Source organism: Limosilactobacillus sp. WILCCON 0051, assembly GCF_039955095.1.
GTDB lineage: Bacteria > Bacillota > Bacilli > Lactobacillales > Lactobacillaceae > Limosilactobacillus > Limosilactobacillus allomucosae.
The window spans coordinates 2,041,255-2,058,385 of record NZ_CP154878.1 but is presented as its reverse complement, the minus strand read 5'-3'; the positions used below and the strand labels follow the sequence as shown (position 1 = coordinate 2,058,385).

Sequence of the window (17,131 nt, the reverse complement as noted above, 5' to 3'; positions counted from 1 at the left end):
TATTTTTGGGAATTTGCTATGAAAAAATATCGAATTGATTTACCAGCCAAAGCAGTAGAAAATCTAGAGCTGGAGAAAAATACCTCTTTAGTATTGATGGTTGACAATAAGACATTGACGATTCGGCCGAGTCGCACTGTTGAAATGCTGCCCCAGATTATGATGCGTTGGTATCTGATTCCCGCAGTGCTGGCAGCAGTTATCTTTTTCTGCCTTAGCTGGGCCAATCATCATTGGGTTATTTCATTAACCGGTAACTGGTCAATTGGCTTTGCGGCACTTTATCTTGGAACGTTTAGCGGCGTCGTGGCTTTTGCGACCGCGTTCATCAGACAAAAAAGACATCGCAGCGGGCCGGCGATGGAGCTGCATTGGCGTAATCTGCCGACGCTGCTGGTTGCTTTTGGAACGATTTTGGCGATTTCGATCATGATTGTTTTTTGGCTCGCGGAGAAAATGTTTGCTGGTGCCAGTTTTGACATCTACACCTCAACTTTATTCGTCTTTTTATTTGTTGCAGCAATCACCTATGGAATGCTTAATCTGGCGATGACGATTTCTGAAGCGGTTATTACTAATTCAATGATGATTATGATTATTGGTGGAATGCTGTTTTCAATGCTGACCAATTCAAATCGTGACTGGTGGCACTATAATTTTAGCTATTTGGGGACGCAGCAGAATGCTACCTATTGGCGATTTAACATTACTTTGATTTTTTCAGCTCTCTTGATGGCGACCTTAGTTGATTACCTGTTCTTTAATCTGCAGAAAAAATATCCTGATCGAGGTGTTAGAGTCCTGCGAATTCTTCTGTATGCTGAGGCAGCTTGTTTGGGTGGGATCGGCTGTTTTCCAAATGATCCGCAATATCACGTCTTACATGATCGGATTTCAATGTGGCTGGTTTATATTATGATTTTGATCATCGGCCTGTTAAGATGGCTGATGCCAGGACTGTCTAGACAGTTTTTAAAGATTTCCTATATTATTGGCGGCATAATGGCACTTGACTGGCTGGTATTTAAAGTTACCAACTATCTTTCTTTAACTGCCTTTGAACTGTTGGAATTCGGCTTATCATTTTCGTGGCTGCTTTTACTTTTTCAAAACCTGGAGTATCTTGCTCGGATTGGTGATCAGATTTTTCCGATTCGAATCGAAAAAAATGATGATCATCAATAGCTGTAATGATTAAATCCAAAGTTGACTAGCTCGGTGTTAATATCAGAGTAATAACGATACCAAGACTTAAGTAGGGAACAAAAGGCAAAGCCTGATATCGAGATCGAAGACTTAATACTCCCAGACCAGCCGCAATTAAAACGGTAGTGGCAACAAATTTTATTGAAGTGCAGAGCTGCAGGATAAAGATCAACTCAATATCGCCAATACCGATGCCATTACTGGTCAAAAAACTTATAATCAATAAACCGCCTAAGATGGCAATGGCTGCCGACAAACGCAGCCATTGCCATTTTTGATTTAAAAGCCAAAACAGGCTAAACAGACCAATTAGCCAGATTGGCCAGATCCACTGGGCAAAATAATCGGTTGCCGAGCAGACCAGCAGGCTGGTTGACAGTACCAATAATGCCGTTATGATTTTAGGATCAAGGATAAACAGTTCATACCAAAGCCAGCCATTTATGAGCTCACTGAACGTTGAGTAAGAGTCGACGGATGCATGACAAAAATAACACCGACCTTTTTGAATCAGCCAGCCGATAACCGGAATCAGCTGCCACCAGATTAGCTGCTGGTGGCAATTATCACAATAGGATCTTTGGGGATCAAACAGTGAGATCTGATTAAGCAGACGCCAGATAACCGTATTGATGAAAGAAGCCAGACAAGCGCCCCAAACAGCAGCCAATAATTTTAAGACAATCATTTTAAGTTTCCCCTTTCTAATATTGCTATATGCAAAAAAGTTAAATTTAGCACTAAAAGAAAAATCTACTGTCCGTTGACATTTTAGGGGATGCATGATAGGGTATTTAAGGTGCTTTTTTTAGCAACGGATTGTGTCTGTCGTTGGGGCAGATGACATGCGTCGGCGAAGGCACATAAAAGAATAGCATTCGGGAATTTTTTTATACTTAAAAAAGAATCACCTGGATGTGTGGACTTAAAAACAAGAAAGGGGTATAACTACATGCCAACCATTAACCAATTGGTACGTAAGGGCCGTAAGAGCCACAAGGGCAAGTCAAAGTCACCTGCTCTGGGTTACGTTTACAACAGTTTCAAGAAGGAAGAAATCGCTGCACCATCTCCACAAAAGCGTGGGGTTGCAACTCGTGTCGGCACGATGACGCCTAAGAAGCCTAACTCTGCTTTGCGGAAGTACGCTCGTGTTCGTCTGTCCAACCTGATCGAAGTTACTGCCTACATTCCAGGTGTTGGTCACAACCTTCAAGAACACTCAGTTGTTTTGATCCGTGGTGGTCGTGTAAAGGACCTTCCTGGGGTTCGTTACCACATCATCCGTGGTACTCTTGATACTGCCGGTGTGGAAGGCCGTATGCAAGGTCGTTCCAAGTACGGTGCCAAGAAGCCTAAGAAATAATTAAAGGAGGGGTAAATCAATGCCACGTAAAGGACATGTTGTAAAGCCAGAAGTATTGCCAGATCCAATTTACAACTCAAAGCTGGTTACTAGTCTGATCAACCACCTGATGATCGACGGTAAGCGGGGTACTGCTACTAAGATTCTGTACGCTGCTTTTGACCGCATCAAGGAACAAACTGGCAACGATCCAGTAGAAGTTTTCCAACAAGCTATGGACAACGTTGAACCAGTTCTGGAAGTTAAGGCACGCCGTATCGGTGGTTCCAACTACCAAGTTCCAATCGAAGTTCGTCCAGAACGTCGAGTAACGCTGGGCCTGCGTTGGATTGTTCAATACGCTCGTCTTCGTGGTGAACACACCATGGTTGAACGTCTGGCAGGCGAAATCATTGATGCATCCAACAACACTGGTGCTTCAATTAAGAAGAAGGAAGATACTCACCGCATGGCCGAAGCCAACCGTGCTTTTGCTCACTACCGGTGGTAAGCTTCATCAATTGTTGATAGCTGCTTAGCTGTCGACTATGATGTGAGGGGTGACGCAGATATTTAATCGAACGTCACCCCTTTTTCTAAAACTAATTTAAATTGATTTTTTTAACTGGAAGGAGAAAACTTTTAAGATGGCTAACAAACGTGAATACCCTCTTGAAAAGACCCGTAACATTGGGATCATGGCCCACATCGATGCTGGTAAGACCACGGCCACTGAACGGATTCTTTACTACACTGGTAAGATTCACAAGATTGGTGAAACCCATGATGGTGCTTCCCAAATGGACTGGATGGATGAAGAAAAGGAACGTGGTATCACGATCACGTCCGCTGCCACTACGGCCGTTTGGAAAGACTACCGTATCAACATCATCGACACCCCAGGTCACGTTGACTTCACTGTCGAAGTTGAACGTTCGCTGCGTGTTCTTGATGGTGCCGTAACGGTTTTGGACGCTCAAGCCGGTGTTGAACCACAAACCGAAACTGTTTGGCGTCAAGCTGACGACTTCGATGTTCCTCGAATCGTCTTTGCCAACAAGATGGACAAGATGGGTGCCGATTTTGACTACTCTGTTCAAACGATCAAGGACCGTCTGAACGTTACGCCACTGCCAATCCAAATGCCAATTGGTGCTGAAGATGACTTCATCGGTGTTATCGACCTGGTTAAGATGGTTGCCTACGTTTACGATGAAGATGCTGAAGGTAAGAACTGGGATACCGTTGAAATCCCTGCTGACCTGAAGGATGAAGCTGAATCTCGTCACGATGCACTGCTGGAAACGCTGGCTGACGTTGATGACAACATCATGGAAAAGTACCTTGGCGGTGAAGAACTTTCTGTTGAAGAAATCAAAGCTGCTATCCGTAAGGCTACTCTGTCTGAAGAGCTGTTCCCAGTTCTGGCAGGTTCAGCCTACAAGGATAAGGGTATCCAAATGATGCTGGACGCCGTTATCGACTACCTGCCATCTCCACTGGATGTTAAGCCATTCGAAGCAACTGATGAAAATGGTGAAAAGGTTGAACTGACTGCCGGTGACGACAAGCCATTTGCCGCTTTGGCATTTAAGATCGCTACTGACCCATTCGTTGGTCGTCTGACGTTCCTGCGTGTCTACACTGGTTCTCTGCAATCAGGTTCCTACGTTCTGAACGCAACCAAGGGCAAGCGTGAACGTGTTGGTCGTCTGCTGCAAATGCACTCCAACCAACAACACGAAATTCCAGAAGTGTTCTCTGGGGACATTGCTGCTGCTATCGGTCTGAAGAACACCACTACTGGTGACTCCCTGACTGATCCAGATCATCCACTGCAACTGGAATCAATGGACTTCCCAGAACCAGTTATCCAAGTTTCTGTTGAACCTAAGTCTAAGGCTGACCAAGACAAGATGGACAAGGGTCTGCAAAAGCTGGCTGAAGAAGATCCTACCTTCAAGGCTGAAACTAACCCTGAAACTGGTGAAACCTTGATCGCCGGGATGGGTGAGCTGCACCTGGATATCATCGTTGAACGTCTGCGTCGTGAATTCCATGCCGAAGTTACTGTTGGTAAGCCACAAGTTTCCTACCGTGAAGCATTTACGACGGCTGCCTCTGCACAAGGTAAGTTCGTTCGTCAATCCGGTGGTAAGGGTCAATACGGTGACGTTTGGATCGAATTTACGCCGCTTGAAGAAGGTGCCGGCTTCGAATTCGAAGATGCCATTGTCGGTGGTGTCGTTCCTCGTGAATACATTCCAGCCGTTGAACAAGGTCTGAAGGAAGCTATGCAAAATGGTGTTCTGGCCGGTTACCCACTGGTTGACTTGAAGGCTAAGCTTTACGATGGTAGCTACCACGAAGTCGACTCTTCTGAAGCCGCATTTAAGGTTGCTGCTTCTCTGGCACTGAAGAACGCTGCTAAGAAGGCTAACCCAGTTATTCTTGAACCAATCATGAAGGTTGACATTGTTGTTCCTCAAGACAACATGGGTGACGTTATGGGTCAAGTAACTGCTCGTCGTGGTACGATCGATGGTATGGAAGAACGTGGCAATGCTCAAGAAATCCACTCCTTCGTTCCACTGTCTGAAATGTTTGGTTACGCAACGGCTCTGCGTTCTGCTACGCAAGGTCGTGGTACCTTCACGATGACGTTCGACCACTACTCTGCTGTTCCAAAGAGCGTGCAAGAAGATATCATCAAGAAAAACGGCAAGGAATAGTTAATCTCGTTCTTTGCTTCAAAGCTCGTCTGCTGCTATGCAGGCGAGTTTTTTTTATTTTCTACTATATAAAATAAAAAGAAATTTTGGATCGTGTCAGGTTTGCATCAATAAAATTGAGAATTGATTTCTAAAAAATATTTGTCTTTTTTTGAGAAAAGACTCGACAAGCTTAAAAAGACGTGGGATAATACTCGGCAGACTGTTGCCATTCAGTCATTCACTGACTGCCGTTAATTTAAAAACATTTCGACTGATTTTTTTGCGCCGCATCTGCGTCAAAAAATTTTCAGGAATGTTACAAATTGAATCATCAAGAATTAATTCAAAAAAAACCTTGATACGACGGCAATTCTTTAGTATTATGGATAAGTGCTTGAGCTTAGAAACGGGGATTTTAAAGGCCCCGGGGTTCAGCCAATCAGTGAAAGCTGTGATGTGGAAGGTTGCGACACACCCGGCCGCTTTGCCATAGGGCGTGGCGGTAATTTCCACGGAGCTAGTCAAATTTTAAATCTGACGAAGGAGGGAATAAAATGGCAAAACAAAAGATTCGCATTCGTTTAAAGGCTTACGAACACCGCGTACTTGACGAATCTGCAGACAAGATCGTTAACACCGCTAAGCGGACCGGTGCTCAAGTTTCAGGCCCAATTCCGTTGCCAACTGAACGGACTCTGTACACGGTGATTCGTTCACCACACAAGTTCAAGAAGTCTCGGGAACAATTTGAAATGCGTACCCACAAGCGCTTGATCGACATTATCGACCCAACCCCTAAGACGGTTGACTCCTTGATGAAGCTTGATCTGCCAAGTGGCGTTGACATTGAAATTAAACTGTAATTAAAAAACTAATAACAAATAAATTGGAGGTGTACTCATGACCAAAGGAATCTTAGGCAAGAAGGTCGGGATGACGCAAGTTTTCGCTGACAACGGTGAATTGGTTCCAGTTACGGTAATCGACGTAACGCCAAACGTTGTTATGCAAGTTAAGACGGTTGAAAACGACGGCTACAGTGCTGTTCAACTTGGTTTTGACGACAAGCGCGAAATCTTAAGCAACAAGCCCGAACAAGGTCATGCAGCAAAAGCAAACACGACCCCTAAGCGCTTCATCGGTGAAATCCGCGACGCTGAACTGGGGGACGACATTAAAGTCGGTGACGAAGTTAAGGCAGACATTTTCGCGGAAGGCGAAACTGTTGATGTAACGGGTATCACTAAGGGTCATGGTTACCAAGGTAACATCCACAAGGACGGCCAACGTCGTGGTCCTATGGCTCACGGTTCTCGTTACCACCGTCGTCCAGGTTCGTTGGGTGCCATCATCAACCACGTATTCAAGGGTAAGGCATTGCCAGGTCGCATGGGTGGCAACACTGTTACCATGCAACACTTGAAGGTTGTAAAGGTTGATCTGGAAAACAACGTACTGTTGATCAAGGGTAACGTTCCAGGCGCTAACAAGTCCTACGTTACGATTAAGAACTCTGTGAAGGCCAACACTAAGAAGAGCCTGAGCAAGCAACACAACTAATCAGAAGGGAGGAAGAAAGTAAATGACAAGCGTTGCATTATTTAAGCAAGACGGTAGCCAAAACGGCACCATCGAATTGAACGCAGACATCTTTGGTATTGAACCAAACGAAAACGCTGAATACGAAGCCATCCTGCGTCAACGCGCATCCATGCGTCAAGGTACGCACGCCGTTAAGAACCGCTCCGCAGTTCGCGGTGGTGGTAAGAAGCCATGGCGTCAAAAGGGTACGGGTCGTGCTCGTCAAGGCTCTATCCGTGCACCACAATTCCGTGGTGGTGGTATCGTCTTCGGACCTACTCCACGTTCATACAACTTCAACCTGCCACGTAAGGTTCGTCAACTGGCTATCAAGTCAGCTCTGTCCCAAAAGGTTGCTGATGAAAAGTTTGTTGTAGTTGAATCCATCAACTTCGACGCACCAAAGACGAAGGAATTTGCCGGCGTTATGAACAACCTGAAGGTTTCTGAAAAGGTCCTGGTCGTTGTTTCTGACGAAGACAAGAACGCTGCTCTGTCTGGTCGCAACCTGGTTAACACCACGGTCGTAACTCCAGCTGGCGTTAACATTCTGAACGTCGTTGACAGTCAAAAGATTGTCATCACGAAGTCAGCCCTTTCTCAAGTAGAGGAGGTGCTCGCATAATGGAAGCACGCGATATCATTTTGCGCCCAGTTATCACTGAAGCATCAACTGCAGTGATGGACGAAAAGCGCTACACGTTTGACGTTGACTTGCGCGCTACTAAGACGCAAGTTAAGAACGCCGTAGAAGAAATCTTTGACGTTAAGGTCGTTAAGGTTAACATCATGAACCTGAAGGGCAAGAAGAAGCGTCAAGGCCGTTACGTTGGCTACACTAAGCGCCGTCGCAAGGCCATCGTTACTCTGTCAGCTGATTCTAAAGAAATCAAGCTGTTCGGTGACGACAACGAATAAATTCTAGATAGGAGGAAAACACAGTGGGAATTCGCAAATACAAGGGTACCACTAATGGTCGCCGTAATATGACCGGATTCGACTTCGCTGAAATCACGAAGACGACCCCGGAAAAGTCTTTGCTGGCACCATTAAAGCACACCGCTGGTCGTAACAACTACGGTCATATGACTGTTCGTCACCGTGGTGGCGGTACGAAGCGTCAATACCGGATCATCGACTTCAAGCGGATCAAGGACAACGTTCCTGCAACCGTTAAGGCTATCGAATACGATCCAAACCGTACTGCTAACATCGCTCTGCTGGTTTACGCAGATGGTGTTAAGTCATACATCCTGGCTCCTAAGGGTCTGAAGGTTGGTATGCAAGTTCAATCCGGTCCAGATGCCGACATCAAGGTTGGTAACGCACTGCCATTGAAGAACATTCCAGTTGGTACTGTTATTCACAACATCGAACTGAAGCCAGGTAAGGGTGGTCAAATCGCTCGTTCTGCCGGTGCTTCTGCACAACTGCTTGGTAAGGAAAGTGACAAGTACGTTCTGGTTCGTCTGGCTTCTGGTGAAGTTCGGATGATTCTGGCTGCTTGCCGTGCTACGATCGGTGTTGTCGGCAACGACGAACATGCCCTGATCATCAAAGGTAAGGCTGGTCGTACTCGTTACGCAGGTCAACGTCCACACGTTCGTGGTTCTGTAATGAACCCTAACGATCACCCACATGGTGGTGGTGAAGGTAAGGCTCCAGTTGGTTTGCCATCTCCTCTGTCTCCATGGGGTAAGAAGACTGTTGGTAAGAAGACTCGCTCACACAAGGCACGTTCGAACAAGTTCATCGTTCGTGGTCGCAAGCGTGGTCCACACACTCGTTAATGAGTAACAAATAGCTAATTACCCGAGAGGAGGTACAACAATGGGTCGTAGTTTAAAGAAGGGACCTTTCGCCGACGCTTCTCTGTTGAAGAAGGTTGACGCACAAAAGGATAACGAAAAGAAGACGGTTATTAAGACCTGGTCACGCCGTTCCACGATTTACCCAAGCTTCATTGGTTACACTTTCGCCGTTTACGATGGTCGCAAGCACGTGCCAGTTTACGTACAAGAAGACATGGTAGGCCACAAGCTGGGTGAATTCGTACCAACGCGGACTTTCCGTGGTCACGCCGGTGATGACAAGAAGACGGGCAAGAAGTAAGGAGGAAATTTGATCAATGGCTGAAAACATTACGTCAGCTAAGGCAACGGCCAAGATGGTCCGGGTTTCCGCTCGTAAGGTTCGTCTGGTTCTTGACACCATTCGCAACAAGAGCGTTGCCGAAGCATTTGCTATTCTGAAGTTCACTCCCAATGGTGCTGCTTCAGACGTCGAAAAAGTATTAAAATCTGCAGTTGCTAACGCCGAAAACAACTTTGACTTGGATCGGGCTTCATTGGTAGTTAGCGAAGCCTTTGCCAACGAAGGACCAACCCTGAAGCGGTTCCGTCCACGTGCCAAAGGTTCAGCTTCTCCAATCAACAAGCGGACCAGCCACATTACGGTTGTTGTAACTGAAAAGTAGGAGGGATAATAGTGGGTCAAAAGATTAATCCTAATGGTTTCCGTGTTGGGGTCATTCGCGACTGGACTGCTAAGTGGTACGCCGAAAAAGACTACGCTGCTTACTTGAGCGAAGACCTTCGGATCCGTAAGTACATTGAAAAGCGACTTGCTGACGCCTCTGTTTCAACTATCGAAATTGAACGGGCTGCTAACCGCGTAAACGTTTCAATTCACACTGCCAAGCCAGGTATGGTTATCGGTAAGGGTGGTTCCGAAGTTGAAGCACTCCGCAAGGAACTTAACGCTTTGACTGGCAAGCGCGTCCACATTAACGTGGTTGAAATTAAGAAGCCAGACTTGGACGCACACCTGGTAGGTGTAAGCGTTGCTGAACAACTTGAAGCACGTGTTGCTTTCCGTCGTGCTATGCGTGGTGCTATCCAACGTGCTATGCGTGCCGGTGCTAAGGGTATCAAGATTCAAGTTGCTGGTCGTCTGAACGGTGCCGACATGTCTCGGATTGAATCATACTCCGAAGGCACTGTTCCACTGCACACTCTGCGTGCCGACATCGACTACTCATGGGATGAAGCACGGACTACGTACGGTGCACTGGGTATCAAGACCTGGATCTACCGTGGCGAAGTTTTGCCAGAGAAGCAAGCAAACAAAAACACTAAGTAAGGAGGGGAAATAAAACATGCTAGTACCTAAGCGAGTAAAGCACCGCAAGGTTCAACGTGGCCACATGCGTGGTGAAGCCAAAGGTGGCAAGAACGTAACGTTTGGTGAATTTGGTCTGAAGGCTCTGGATTCCCACTGGATCTCCAACCGTCAAATCGAAGCCGGTCGTATTGCTATTACGCGTCACATGAAGCGTGGTGGTAAGGTCTGGATCAAGATTTTCCCTCACCTTTCCTACACTAGCAAGGGTGTTGGTGTCCGGATGGGTAATGGTAAGGGTGCTCCTGAAGGCTGGGTAGCCCCAGTTAAGCGCGGCAAGATTCTGTACGAAGTTGCCGGCGTGCCTGAAGACGTTGCCCGCGAAGCCCTGCGCTTGGCCGGCAGCAAGATGCCAGTTCGCACTAAGATCGTAAAGCGTGAGGAAGGTGGACAATCTAATGAAGACTAAAGATTATGTTCAAGAACTGAATGGATTAACCACTGAGCAATTGCTTGACCGTGAAAAGGAATTGAAGGAACAATTGTTTAACTTACGTTTCCAATTAGCAACCGGCCAGTTGGAAAACACTGCAAGCCTTAAGAGCGTTCGCAAGAACATTGCACGGGTTAAGACAGTTCTTCGTCAACAAGAATTAAACAAATAAGAATACGAAAAGGAGGATTAGCGCATGAGTGATGAACGTAATGCACGTAAGGTCTACCAAGGCCGCGTTGTTTCCGACAAGATGGACAAGACCATCACTGTCGTAATCGACACTTACAAGAGTGCCCCAGTTTACGGCAAGCGTGTACGGTACTCAAAGAAGTACTACGCTCACGATGAAAACAACGAAGCAAAGTCCGGCGATACGGTTGAAATCATGGAAACTCGGCCTCTGTCTGCTAAGAAGCGTTTCCGTCTGGTTAAGATCGTTAAGAAAGCTGATTAATCCCGCTTTGTGATGATTTCGTATTCTTAATTATTCTTACTTACTGATGGAAGGAGGACACTAACAGTGATTCAACAGGAAAGTCGGTTGAAGGTCGCTGACAACTCAGGTGCCCGCGAAATCTTGGTAATCAAGATCTTGGGTGGTTCCCGTGTTAAGACCGGTAATATTGGTGACATTATTGTCGCTACTGTAAAACAAGCAACACCAGGTGGCGTTGTCAAAAAGGGTGACGTTGTAAAGGCCGTCGTTGTACGGACGAAGCATGGTCTGCACCGTAAGGACGGTTCATACATCAAGTTTGACGAAAACGCTGCTGTCCTGATCAACAACGACAAGAGCCCTAAGGGTACCCGTATTTTTGGCCCAATCGCTCGTGAGCTGCGTGATGATGACTTTATGAAGATCATCTCCCTGGCTCCAGAAGTTCTGTAAGATTAACCGAAAATAAGGAGGTGCACACCACATGTTTTTAAAGACAGGTGACAAGGTTCGCGTCATCGCCGGTAAGGACAAGGGCAAGGAAGGTACCATCAAGAAGGTCCTGGTCAAGGAAAACCGCGTGATCGTTGAAGGCGTTAACCAAATCAAGAAACATCAAAAGCCAAACAACGCTAACCCAAACGGTGGGATTATTGATGCAGAAGCACCAATCCAAGCATCTAACGTTATGCTGATTGACCCATCTACCAACGAACCTACTCGTGTTGGTTTCAAGGTCGTTGACGGTAAAAAAGTTCGTGTTGCCAAGAAGTCTGGCAAGACGATCGACTAAAAAATAGGGGAAGGAGGAATTATTGCTCATGGAAAACCGTTTAAAAGCAAAGTACGAAAGTGAAGTACGTCCAGCTTTGACTGACAAGTTCAACTACACTTCTGTAATGGCTGTTCCTAAGATCGACAAGATCGTTTTGAACATGGGTGTCGGTGACGCTACTCAAAACTCCAAGCTGTTGGATGAAGCTGTTGAAGAACTGGGTCTGATTGCTGGTCAAAAGCCACTGATCACTAAGGCTAAGAAGTCCATCGCCGGCTTCCGTCTGCGTGAAGGTATGTCCATCGGTGCCAAGGTTACGCTGCGCGGTACTCGTATGTACGACTTCCTGGACAAGCTGATCAACGTTTCACTGCCACGTGTTCGTGACTTCCATGGTGTATCAAACAAGTCATTTGATGGTCACGGTAACTACACGTTGGGTGTTCGCGAACAACTGATCTTCCCAGAAATCGACTACGACAAGGTTAACCACGTTCGCGGTCTGGACATTGTTATCGTTACGACTGCCAACTCTGATGAAGAAGGTCATGAATTGCTTGCTCAAATGGGCATGCCATTCGCTAAGTAATTAAGGAGGTCCACAAATTGGCTAAAAAATCAATGATCGCTAAGTGCAACCGCCCAGCCAAGTACTCCACGCGTGCCTACACGCGTTGTGTTCGTTGTGGCCGTCCGCACTCCGTTTACCGTAAGTTCCACCTATGCCGGATTTGCTTGCGTCAACTTGCCCATGAAGGACAAATTCCTGGTATGAAGAAGGCTAGCTGGTAAACAAATCACCGACAAAGGAGGAAAATATCGATGTCTATGAGTGATCCAATTGCAGATTTTCTGACTCGGATTCGCAATGCCAACATGGCACACCACGATTCTGTAGAAGTACCTGCATCAAAGATGAAGAAGGACATCGCTGAAATCTTGAAGCAAGAAGGTTTCATTCGCGATGTTGAATACGTTGAAGACAACAAGCAAGGCATCATCCGCGTATTCCTGAAGTACGGCAAGGATGGCGAACGTGTCATTTCTGGTCTGAAGCGGATTTCAAAGCCTGGTCTGCGTTCTTACGTTAAGGCTGACGCTGTGCCAAAGGTTCTCAATGGTTTGGGTATTGCCATCATCTCAACTTCTGAAGGGGTTGTGACTGACAAGGTTGCCCGTGCTAAGAAAATCGGTGGCGAAGTTATCGCCTACATTTGGTAATTAATTAAATAAGATCGGAGGTGTACACATGAGTCGTATTGGTTACAAGGCAATCGAACTGCCACAAGGCGTAGAGGTTTCTCAATCAGGCAACGTCGTAACTGTTAAGGGGCCTAAGGGTACTCTGAGTCGCGAAATCTCCCCATTGATCAAGATGAACGTTACTGACAGCGAAGTAACGTTTGAACGGGAAAATGACGACAAGAAGGCTAAGATGGTCCACGGTACTACGCGTGCCAATGTTAACAACATGATCGAAGGTGTTGTCAACGGGTTTAAGAAGACTCTGAAGCTGGTCGGTGTTGGTTACCGTGCTCAAGCCAAGGGTAGCAAGCTGATCCTGACTGTTGGTTACTCCAACCCAGTTGAAATGGAAAAGCCAGAAGATCTGGAAGTTAACGTTCCAGACAACACGACGATTGAAATCAGCGGTATCAACAAAGAACACGTTGGCCAATTTGCTGCCGAAGTTCGTGCCGTTCGTTCACCAGAACCTTACAAGGGTAAGGGTATTCGTTACGAAGATGAATACATCCTGCGTAAGGAAGGTAAGACTGGTAAGTAATCGTCTAGCAGCTTAGCTGCATAAATAATTTAAAACCAAAATTAAAAGAATCAAGAGGTGACAGTTGTGATTTCTAAACCAGATAAGAACAAGATCCGTCAACGCCGTCACATGCGCGTTCGCGGTAAGATCTCTGGTACTGCAGAGCGCCCACGTTTAAGTGTTTACCGTTCTAACAAAAACATTTACGCTCAATTGATTGATGACGTAAAGGGTGTGACGCTCGCAAGTGCCTCAACTCTCGACAGTGAAGTCAGTGGCAACACTAAGACGGAACAAGCTGCCGGTGTTGGTGCTCTGATCGCTAAGCGCGGTGTAGAAAAGAACATCAGCAGCGTTGTTTTTGACCGTGGTGGCTACCTGTACCATGGTCGTGTACAAGCCCTGGCTGAAGCAGCTCGTGAAAACGGTCTGCAATTCTAAGGAAAAGGAGGAATAACCTGTATGGCATCACAATCTTACATTGACCCATCCAAGCTGGATCTGGAAGATCAAGTCGTTTCGATCAACCGGGTTACCAAGGTTGTTAAGGGTGGTCGTCGTCTGCGCTTTGCCGCTTTGGTAATTGTCGGCGACAAGAAGGGTCACGTTGGTTTTGGTACTGGTAAGGCTCAAGAAGTTCCAGAAGCTATCCGCAAGGCTTCTGCAGCTGCTCAAAAGAACCTGATTGAAGTTCCAATCGTTGGTACGACCATTCCTCACGAAGTTATTGGTACTTTCGGCGGTGGCAAGATCATGCTCAAGCCAGCCGTTGAAGGTTCTGGGGTTGCTGCCGGTGGTGCGGTTCGTAACGTTATGGAACTGGCCGGCGTTGCTGACGTTACTTCCAAGCGTTTGGGCTCCAACACGCCAATCAACGTTGTTCGTGCAACGTTTGAAGGTCTGAAGGCTCTGAAGAGTGCCGAAGAAGTTTCTCAACTTCGTGGCGTCTCCGTTGATCACCTGGCAGAATAAGGAGGACATAGATCATGGCTAAAGTTAAAGTTACTTTGATCCACAGTGTTGCCCACCGTAAGCCAACTCAACGTCGTACGGTTAAGGCATTGGGTCTGGGCAAGATCGGCAGCTCCAATGTCCTGCCAGACAACGCGGCAACGCGTGGTGCAATCTTTAAGGTTGCTCACTTGGTTTCCATTGAAGAAGTCAAGTAATTAAAAATCTACAATAAGGAGGTGCCTACCTAATGAAATTAAACGAATTGAAGCCAGCTGCTGGTTCCCGTTTCAAGCGTCTGCGTAAGGGTCGTGGTCTGTCATCTGGTCACGGTTTCACTTCTGGTCGTGGTACTAAGGGTCAAAAGGCTCATGGTAAGACTCGTCTGGGCTTTGAAGGGGGCCAAATGCCTCTGTACCGTCAAATGCCAAAGCGTGGTTTCAGCAACATCAACCGTAAGGAATACGCTATTGTAAACCTGACGACGCTGAACCGTTTTGATGATGGTGCCGAAGTTACGCCAGCTGTTCTGCTGGAAAACGGCGTGATCAAGAACGTTAAAAGCGGTGTTAAGATTCTGGGCAATGGTAAGTTGACCAAGAAGCTGACCGTTAAAGCCAACAAGTTTTCTGCTTCAGCTATTAAGGCAATTGAAGCTGCTGGTGGTAAAACTGAGGTGATGTAATTGTTCACAACCGTCAAAAATGCATTCAAGGTTAAGGATATTCGTAAGAAGATTCTGTTCACCTTGTTTGTACTGATTGTTTACCGGTTAGGTGCCTCTATTACGGTACCCGGTGTAAATGCTGCTGCCTTAGAGCAGATCTCTAGTACCGGCTTGGCATCAATCTTGAACACTTTCAGTGGTGGCGGTTTGGATAACTACTCATTATTTGCGATGGGGGTTTCCCCGTACATCACGGCTCAAATCGTAGTTCAACTTCTTCAAATGGATATCGTTCCTAAGTTTGTCGAATGGAGCAAACAAGGGGAAGTTGGTCGACGGAAGCTTAATCAGGCTACGCGATGGTTAACGATCGTCCTTGGTTTTATCCAATCGATTGGAATCACCGCGGGCTTTAACGCATTAAGCACGATTAAACTGGTTAACAATCCGGGGGTGGAAACCTATATCACGATTGGTCTGATTTTAACTGCCGGAACCATGTTTGCTACTTGGTTAGGGGACATGATTACCGAGCGCGGTCTCGGTAATGGTGTTTCAATGCTGATCTTTGCTGGGATCATCGCTGAAATGCCAAATGGGATCAAGCAGTTATGGAATGATCAGATCACTGGTGAATCTGGCGCAAACCTCTGGATGGGAATTGGCTTTATTGCCCTGGTTGTAGTTGCGATATTGGCAATCGTGACGTTCGTTACCTGGTTTCAACAGGCCGAACGGCGTTTGCCGATTCAATACACGCGGCGGACAACTACTTCGCCGTCAAACAGTTATCTTCCATTAAAGATCAACGTTTCTGGGGTGATTCCAGTGATCTTTGCTGGCTCGTTTATCTCGACGCCGCAAACGATCTTAATGGCCTTTCAGCAAAATCATAGTCAAGATACCTGGTATCAGGTTATGACAACGATTTTTAATATGCAGTCTGGTCCAGGCATTGCGCTGTATGTATTTTTGATTGTTGTATTTACCTTTTTCTACGCCTTTGTTCAAGTTAATCCAGAAAAACTCGCGGAAAACTTGCAAAAGCAAGGCAGCTACATCTCTGGCGTTTGGCCAGGCAAAGGCACGCAGGACTTTGTTTCAGGACTGTTGATGCGTTTGTCTACGGTTGGATCGTTATTCTTGGGATTGATTTCATTGATTCCGCTGCTGGCCAGCAACATCTGGAACCTTAGCCAATCAATTGGTTTAGGTGGTACCAGTTTGTTGATTGTCGTTCAAATTGCCTTGGACGTTGTCCGGCAGATGCGTAGTTTAACGATGAAACGTGAGTATATTGGATTTATCCGCGAATAAAATAGGAGGAATTGGCAAATGAGTACGATGAACCTCGTTTTGATGGGTCTGCCTGGTGCCGGTAAAGGTACGCAAGCCCAAGAAATCGTCAAGGACTTTGATATCCCACATATCTCAACTGGTGATATCTTCCGGGCAGCAATCAAGAACGAAACGCCAATGGGTCTGGAAGCCAAGAAATATATCGATAAAGGCGAATTGGTCCCTGACGAAGTTACGAATGGCATTGTGAAGGAACGTTTGGCTCAAGATGACACCAAACAAGGTTTCATGTTGGATGGCTTCCCTCGCAACTTGGCGCAAGCCGAAGCCCTCAACAAGATGTTGGCTGATGATGGCCGTAAGTTGGATGCAGTAATCGACATTGATGTTAACCCTGACGTGTTGGTTAAGCGTCTGAGCAGCCGAATCATTTGCCGGAAGTGTGGTACGACCTACAACACGCTTTCCAACCCACCAAAGGTTGAAGGCACTTGTGATGTCTGTGGTTCCCACGACTTCTACCAACGTGATGATGATAAGCCCGCAACCGTTAAGAACCGGTTAGACGTCAACATTAAACTGAACACGCCACTGATCGACTTTTACAAGCAAATGGGGATTCTCCATGAGATCGATGGTGAACAAGACATCGATAAGGTTTATCAAGCCGTTAAGGAAGTTCTGACTAGCCTTTAAGACTCATTGTTAGTTGAATCCTTGCGTAATTGTGTACTCTATGGTATACTACGCAAGGTTTATCTAGCTTGCAGTGG

At 46.4% G+C, this 17,131-nt stretch carries 28 protein-coding genes; 27 read left to right on the top strand and 1 reads right to left on the bottom strand.

All coding sequences use genetic code 11. The features are described from left to right. The first annotated feature begins 18 nt into the window (after positions 1–18). On the top strand, positions 19–1,185 hold the full coding sequence (locus ABC765_RS09660; protein ID WP_347980336.1) for an ABC transporter permease: 1,167 nt from the start codon (positions 19–21) through the stop codon (positions 1,183–1,185). 25 nt (positions 1,186–1,210) lie between these two features. Here ABC765_RS09660 and ABC765_RS09655 read toward each other — a convergent pair whose 3' ends face one another. Further along, complete coding sequence (locus ABC765_RS09655) at positions 1,211–1,894, bottom strand: prepilin peptidase (protein ID WP_347980335.1); 684 nt, start codon at positions 1,892–1,894, stop codon at positions 1,211–1,213. Between the two features lie 264 nt (positions 1,895–2,158). Here ABC765_RS09655 and rpsL point away from each other — a divergent pair, with 264 nt between their 5' ends. The 26 genes from rpsL (at position 2,159) to ABC765_RS09525 (ending at position 17,054) form a co-directional block, all read left to right on the top strand. Then, positions 2,159–2,572, top strand: a complete 414-nt coding sequence (rpsL, locus tag ABC765_RS09650; RefSeq protein WP_006500627.1) for a 30S ribosomal protein S12 — start codon at positions 2,159–2,161, stop codon at positions 2,570–2,572. A 19-nt stretch (positions 2,573–2,591) separates the two neighbouring features. Continuing rightward, positions 2,592–3,062 carry a 30S ribosomal protein S7 gene (gene rpsG, locus ABC765_RS09645; protein WP_006500626.1) on the top strand — a complete coding sequence of 157 codons (471 nt, stop codon included), beginning with the start codon at positions 2,592–2,594 and terminating at the stop codon, positions 3,060–3,062. Positions 3,063–3,198: 136 nt separating this feature from the next. Beyond that, positions 3,199–5,283, top strand: coding sequence for an elongation factor G (gene fusA / locus ABC765_RS09640; protein WP_033934656.1), 2,085 nt, complete (start codon positions 3,199–3,201; stop codon positions 5,281–5,283). Positions 5,284–5,819: 536 nt separating this feature from the next. Then, on the top strand, positions 5,820–6,128 hold the full coding sequence (gene rpsJ / locus ABC765_RS09635; protein ID WP_033934655.1) for a 30S ribosomal protein S10: 309 nt from the start codon (positions 5,820–5,822) through the stop codon (positions 6,126–6,128). Between the two features lie 37 nt (positions 6,129–6,165). Beyond that, positions 6,166–6,825: a 50S ribosomal protein L3 gene (gene rplC / locus ABC765_RS09630; protein ID WP_006500623.1), complete on the top strand. Its 660-nt coding sequence runs from the start codon at positions 6,166–6,168 to the stop codon at positions 6,823–6,825. A gap of 22 nt (positions 6,826–6,847) precedes the next feature. Further along, on the top strand, positions 6,848–7,471 hold the full coding sequence (rplD, locus tag ABC765_RS09625; protein ID WP_033934653.1) for a 50S ribosomal protein L4: 624 nt from the start codon (positions 6,848–6,850) through the stop codon (positions 7,469–7,471). After that, positions 7,471–7,764, top strand: coding sequence for a 50S ribosomal protein L23 (gene rplW / locus ABC765_RS09620; RefSeq protein WP_006500620.1), 294 nt, complete (start codon positions 7,471–7,473; stop codon positions 7,762–7,764). The genes rplD and rplW overlap by 1 nt, the downstream gene beginning before the upstream one ends. A 23-nt stretch (positions 7,765–7,787) precedes the next feature. Beyond that, on the top strand, positions 7,788–8,636 hold the full coding sequence (gene rplB / locus ABC765_RS09615; RefSeq protein ID WP_033934652.1) for a 50S ribosomal protein L2: 849 nt from the start codon (positions 7,788–7,790) through the stop codon (positions 8,634–8,636). Positions 8,637–8,676: 40 nt separating this feature from the next. Then, on the top strand, positions 8,677–8,958 hold the full coding sequence (gene rpsS / locus ABC765_RS09610; protein ID WP_033934651.1) for a 30S ribosomal protein S19: 282 nt from the start codon (positions 8,677–8,679) through the stop codon (positions 8,956–8,958). 16 nt (positions 8,959–8,974) lie between these two features. Further along, positions 8,975–9,322, top strand: coding sequence for a 50S ribosomal protein L22 (gene rplV, locus ABC765_RS09605; protein ID WP_006500617.1), 348 nt, complete (start codon positions 8,975–8,977; stop codon positions 9,320–9,322). An 11-nt stretch (positions 9,323–9,333) separates the two neighbouring features. Then, positions 9,334–9,987: a 30S ribosomal protein S3 gene (gene rpsC, locus ABC765_RS09600; RefSeq protein WP_006500616.1), complete on the top strand. Its 654-nt coding sequence runs from the start codon at positions 9,334–9,336 to the stop codon at positions 9,985–9,987. Positions 9,988–10,003: 16 nt separating this feature from the next. Next, positions 10,004–10,435: a 50S ribosomal protein L16 gene (gene rplP / locus ABC765_RS09595; protein ID WP_033934650.1), complete on the top strand. Its 432-nt coding sequence runs from the start codon at positions 10,004–10,006 to the stop codon at positions 10,433–10,435. Further along, positions 10,425–10,631 (top strand): 50S ribosomal protein L29, encoded by a 207-nt coding sequence (rpmC, locus tag ABC765_RS09590; RefSeq protein ID WP_006500614.1) that lies wholly within the window; start codon positions 10,425–10,427, stop codon positions 10,629–10,631. Before rplP ends, rpmC begins: the two co-directional genes overlap by 11 nt. 24 nt (positions 10,632–10,655) lie before the next feature. Next, positions 10,656–10,916 (top strand): 30S ribosomal protein S17, encoded by a 261-nt coding sequence (gene rpsQ / locus ABC765_RS09585; RefSeq protein ID WP_006500613.1) that lies wholly within the window; start codon positions 10,656–10,658, stop codon positions 10,914–10,916. Positions 10,917–10,982: 66 nt separating this feature from the next. After that, positions 10,983–11,351 carry a 50S ribosomal protein L14 gene (gene rplN / locus ABC765_RS09580; protein ID WP_006500612.1) on the top strand — a complete coding sequence of 123 codons (369 nt, stop codon included), beginning with the start codon at positions 10,983–10,985 and terminating at the stop codon, positions 11,349–11,351. A 31-nt stretch (positions 11,352–11,382) separates the two neighbouring features. After that, positions 11,383–11,691: a 50S ribosomal protein L24 gene (gene rplX, locus ABC765_RS09575; protein ID WP_006500611.1), complete on the top strand. Its 309-nt coding sequence runs from the start codon at positions 11,383–11,385 to the stop codon at positions 11,689–11,691. A gap of 28 nt (positions 11,692–11,719) precedes the next feature. Next, positions 11,720–12,262, top strand: coding sequence for a 50S ribosomal protein L5 (gene rplE, locus ABC765_RS09570; RefSeq protein WP_006500610.1), 543 nt, complete (start codon positions 11,720–11,722; stop codon positions 12,260–12,262). Between the two features lie 17 nt (positions 12,263–12,279). Then, the gene (locus ABC765_RS09565) at positions 12,280–12,465 is read left to right on the top strand and encodes a type Z 30S ribosomal protein S14 (RefSeq protein WP_074504970.1); all 186 of its coding nucleotides are present in this window, start codon (positions 12,280–12,282) and stop codon (positions 12,463–12,465) included. Positions 12,466–12,495: 30 nt separating this feature from the next. After that, positions 12,496–12,894 carry a 30S ribosomal protein S8 gene (rpsH, locus tag ABC765_RS09560; RefSeq protein WP_033934649.1) on the top strand — a complete coding sequence of 133 codons (399 nt, stop codon included), beginning with the start codon at positions 12,496–12,498 and terminating at the stop codon, positions 12,892–12,894. A gap of 28 nt (positions 12,895–12,922) precedes the next feature. Next, complete coding sequence (gene rplF / locus ABC765_RS09555; RefSeq protein WP_034539406.1) at positions 12,923–13,459, top strand: 50S ribosomal protein L6; 537 nt, start codon at positions 12,923–12,925, stop codon at positions 13,457–13,459. Positions 13,460–13,516: 57 nt separating this feature from the next. Then, positions 13,517–13,882: a 50S ribosomal protein L18 gene (rplR, locus tag ABC765_RS09550; RefSeq protein WP_033934647.1), complete on the top strand. Its 366-nt coding sequence runs from the start codon at positions 13,517–13,519 to the stop codon at positions 13,880–13,882. A 21-nt stretch (positions 13,883–13,903) separates the two neighbouring features. Further along, positions 13,904–14,413, top strand: a complete 510-nt coding sequence (gene rpsE, locus ABC765_RS09545; RefSeq protein ID WP_033934646.1) for a 30S ribosomal protein S5 — start codon at positions 13,904–13,906, stop codon at positions 14,411–14,413. A gap of 14 nt (positions 14,414–14,427) precedes the next feature. Next, positions 14,428–14,610, top strand: a complete 183-nt coding sequence (gene rpmD, locus ABC765_RS09540; RefSeq protein ID WP_006500605.1) for a 50S ribosomal protein L30 — start codon at positions 14,428–14,430, stop codon at positions 14,608–14,610. A gap of 32 nt (positions 14,611–14,642) precedes the next feature. Then, positions 14,643–15,077, top strand: coding sequence for a 50S ribosomal protein L15 (rplO, locus tag ABC765_RS09535; protein ID WP_347953745.1), 435 nt, complete (start codon positions 14,643–14,645; stop codon positions 15,075–15,077). Then, entirely contained in the window at positions 15,078–16,376 is a 1,299-nt protein-coding gene (gene secY, locus ABC765_RS09530; protein ID WP_317315572.1) for a preprotein translocase subunit SecY, read from the top strand. Between the two features lie 27 nt (positions 16,377–16,403). After that, entirely contained in the window at positions 16,404–17,054 is a 651-nt protein-coding gene (locus ABC765_RS09525) for an adenylate kinase (RefSeq protein ID WP_347954019.1), read from the top strand. Positions 17,055–17,131 lie beyond the last annotated feature (77 nt).

Bases quoted from the DNA above. Each gene is read 5' to 3' on its own strand.
- ABC765_RS09660 (WP_347980336.1), top strand. From the start codon at position 19: ATGAAAAAATATCGAATTGATTTACCAGCCAAAGCAGTAGAAAATCTA.
- ABC765_RS09655 (WP_347980335.1), bottom strand. From the start codon at position 1,894: ATGATTGTCTTAAAATTATTGGCTGCTGTTTGGGGCGCTTGTCTGGCT.
- rpsL (WP_006500627.1), top strand. From the start codon at position 2,159: ATGCCAACCATTAACCAATTGGTACGTAAGGGCCGTAAGAGCCACAAG.
- rpsG (WP_006500626.1), top strand. From the start codon at position 2,592: ATGCCACGTAAAGGACATGTTGTAAAGCCAGAAGTATTGCCAGATCCA.
- fusA (WP_033934656.1), top strand. From the start codon at position 3,199: ATGGCTAACAAACGTGAATACCCTCTTGAAAAGACCCGTAACATTGGG.
- rpsJ (WP_033934655.1), top strand. From the start codon at position 5,820: ATGGCAAAACAAAAGATTCGCATTCGTTTAAAGGCTTACGAACACCGC.
- rplC (WP_006500623.1), top strand. From the start codon at position 6,166: ATGACCAAAGGAATCTTAGGCAAGAAGGTCGGGATGACGCAAGTTTTC.
- rplD (WP_033934653.1), top strand. From the start codon at position 6,848: ATGACAAGCGTTGCATTATTTAAGCAAGACGGTAGCCAAAACGGCACC.
- rplW (WP_006500620.1), top strand. From the start codon at position 7,471: ATGGAAGCACGCGATATCATTTTGCGCCCAGTTATCACTGAAGCATCA.
- rpsS (WP_033934651.1), top strand. From the start codon at position 8,677: ATGGGTCGTAGTTTAAAGAAGGGACCTTTCGCCGACGCTTCTCTGTTG.
- rplV (WP_006500617.1), top strand. From the start codon at position 8,975: ATGGCTGAAAACATTACGTCAGCTAAGGCAACGGCCAAGATGGTCCGG.
- rplP (WP_033934650.1), top strand. From the start codon at position 10,004: ATGCTAGTACCTAAGCGAGTAAAGCACCGCAAGGTTCAACGTGGCCAC.
- rpmC (WP_006500614.1), top strand. From the start codon at position 10,425: ATGAAGACTAAAGATTATGTTCAAGAACTGAATGGATTAACCACTGAG.
- rpsQ (WP_006500613.1), top strand. From the start codon at position 10,656: ATGAGTGATGAACGTAATGCACGTAAGGTCTACCAAGGCCGCGTTGTT.
- rplX (WP_006500611.1), top strand. From the start codon at position 11,383: ATGTTTTTAAAGACAGGTGACAAGGTTCGCGTCATCGCCGGTAAGGAC.
- rplE (WP_006500610.1), top strand. From the start codon at position 11,720: ATGGAAAACCGTTTAAAAGCAAAGTACGAAAGTGAAGTACGTCCAGCT.
- rpsH (WP_033934649.1), top strand. From the start codon at position 12,496: ATGTCTATGAGTGATCCAATTGCAGATTTTCTGACTCGGATTCGCAAT.
- rplF (WP_034539406.1), top strand. From the start codon at position 12,923: ATGAGTCGTATTGGTTACAAGGCAATCGAACTGCCACAAGGCGTAGAG.
- rpsE (WP_033934646.1), top strand. From the start codon at position 13,904: ATGGCATCACAATCTTACATTGACCCATCCAAGCTGGATCTGGAAGAT.
- rpmD (WP_006500605.1), top strand. From the start codon at position 14,428: ATGGCTAAAGTTAAAGTTACTTTGATCCACAGTGTTGCCCACCGTAAG.
- rplO (WP_347953745.1), top strand. From the start codon at position 14,643: ATGAAATTAAACGAATTGAAGCCAGCTGCTGGTTCCCGTTTCAAGCGT.
- ABC765_RS09525 (WP_347954019.1), top strand. From the start codon at position 16,404: ATGAACCTCGTTTTGATGGGTCTGCCTGGTGCCGGTAAAGGTACGCAA.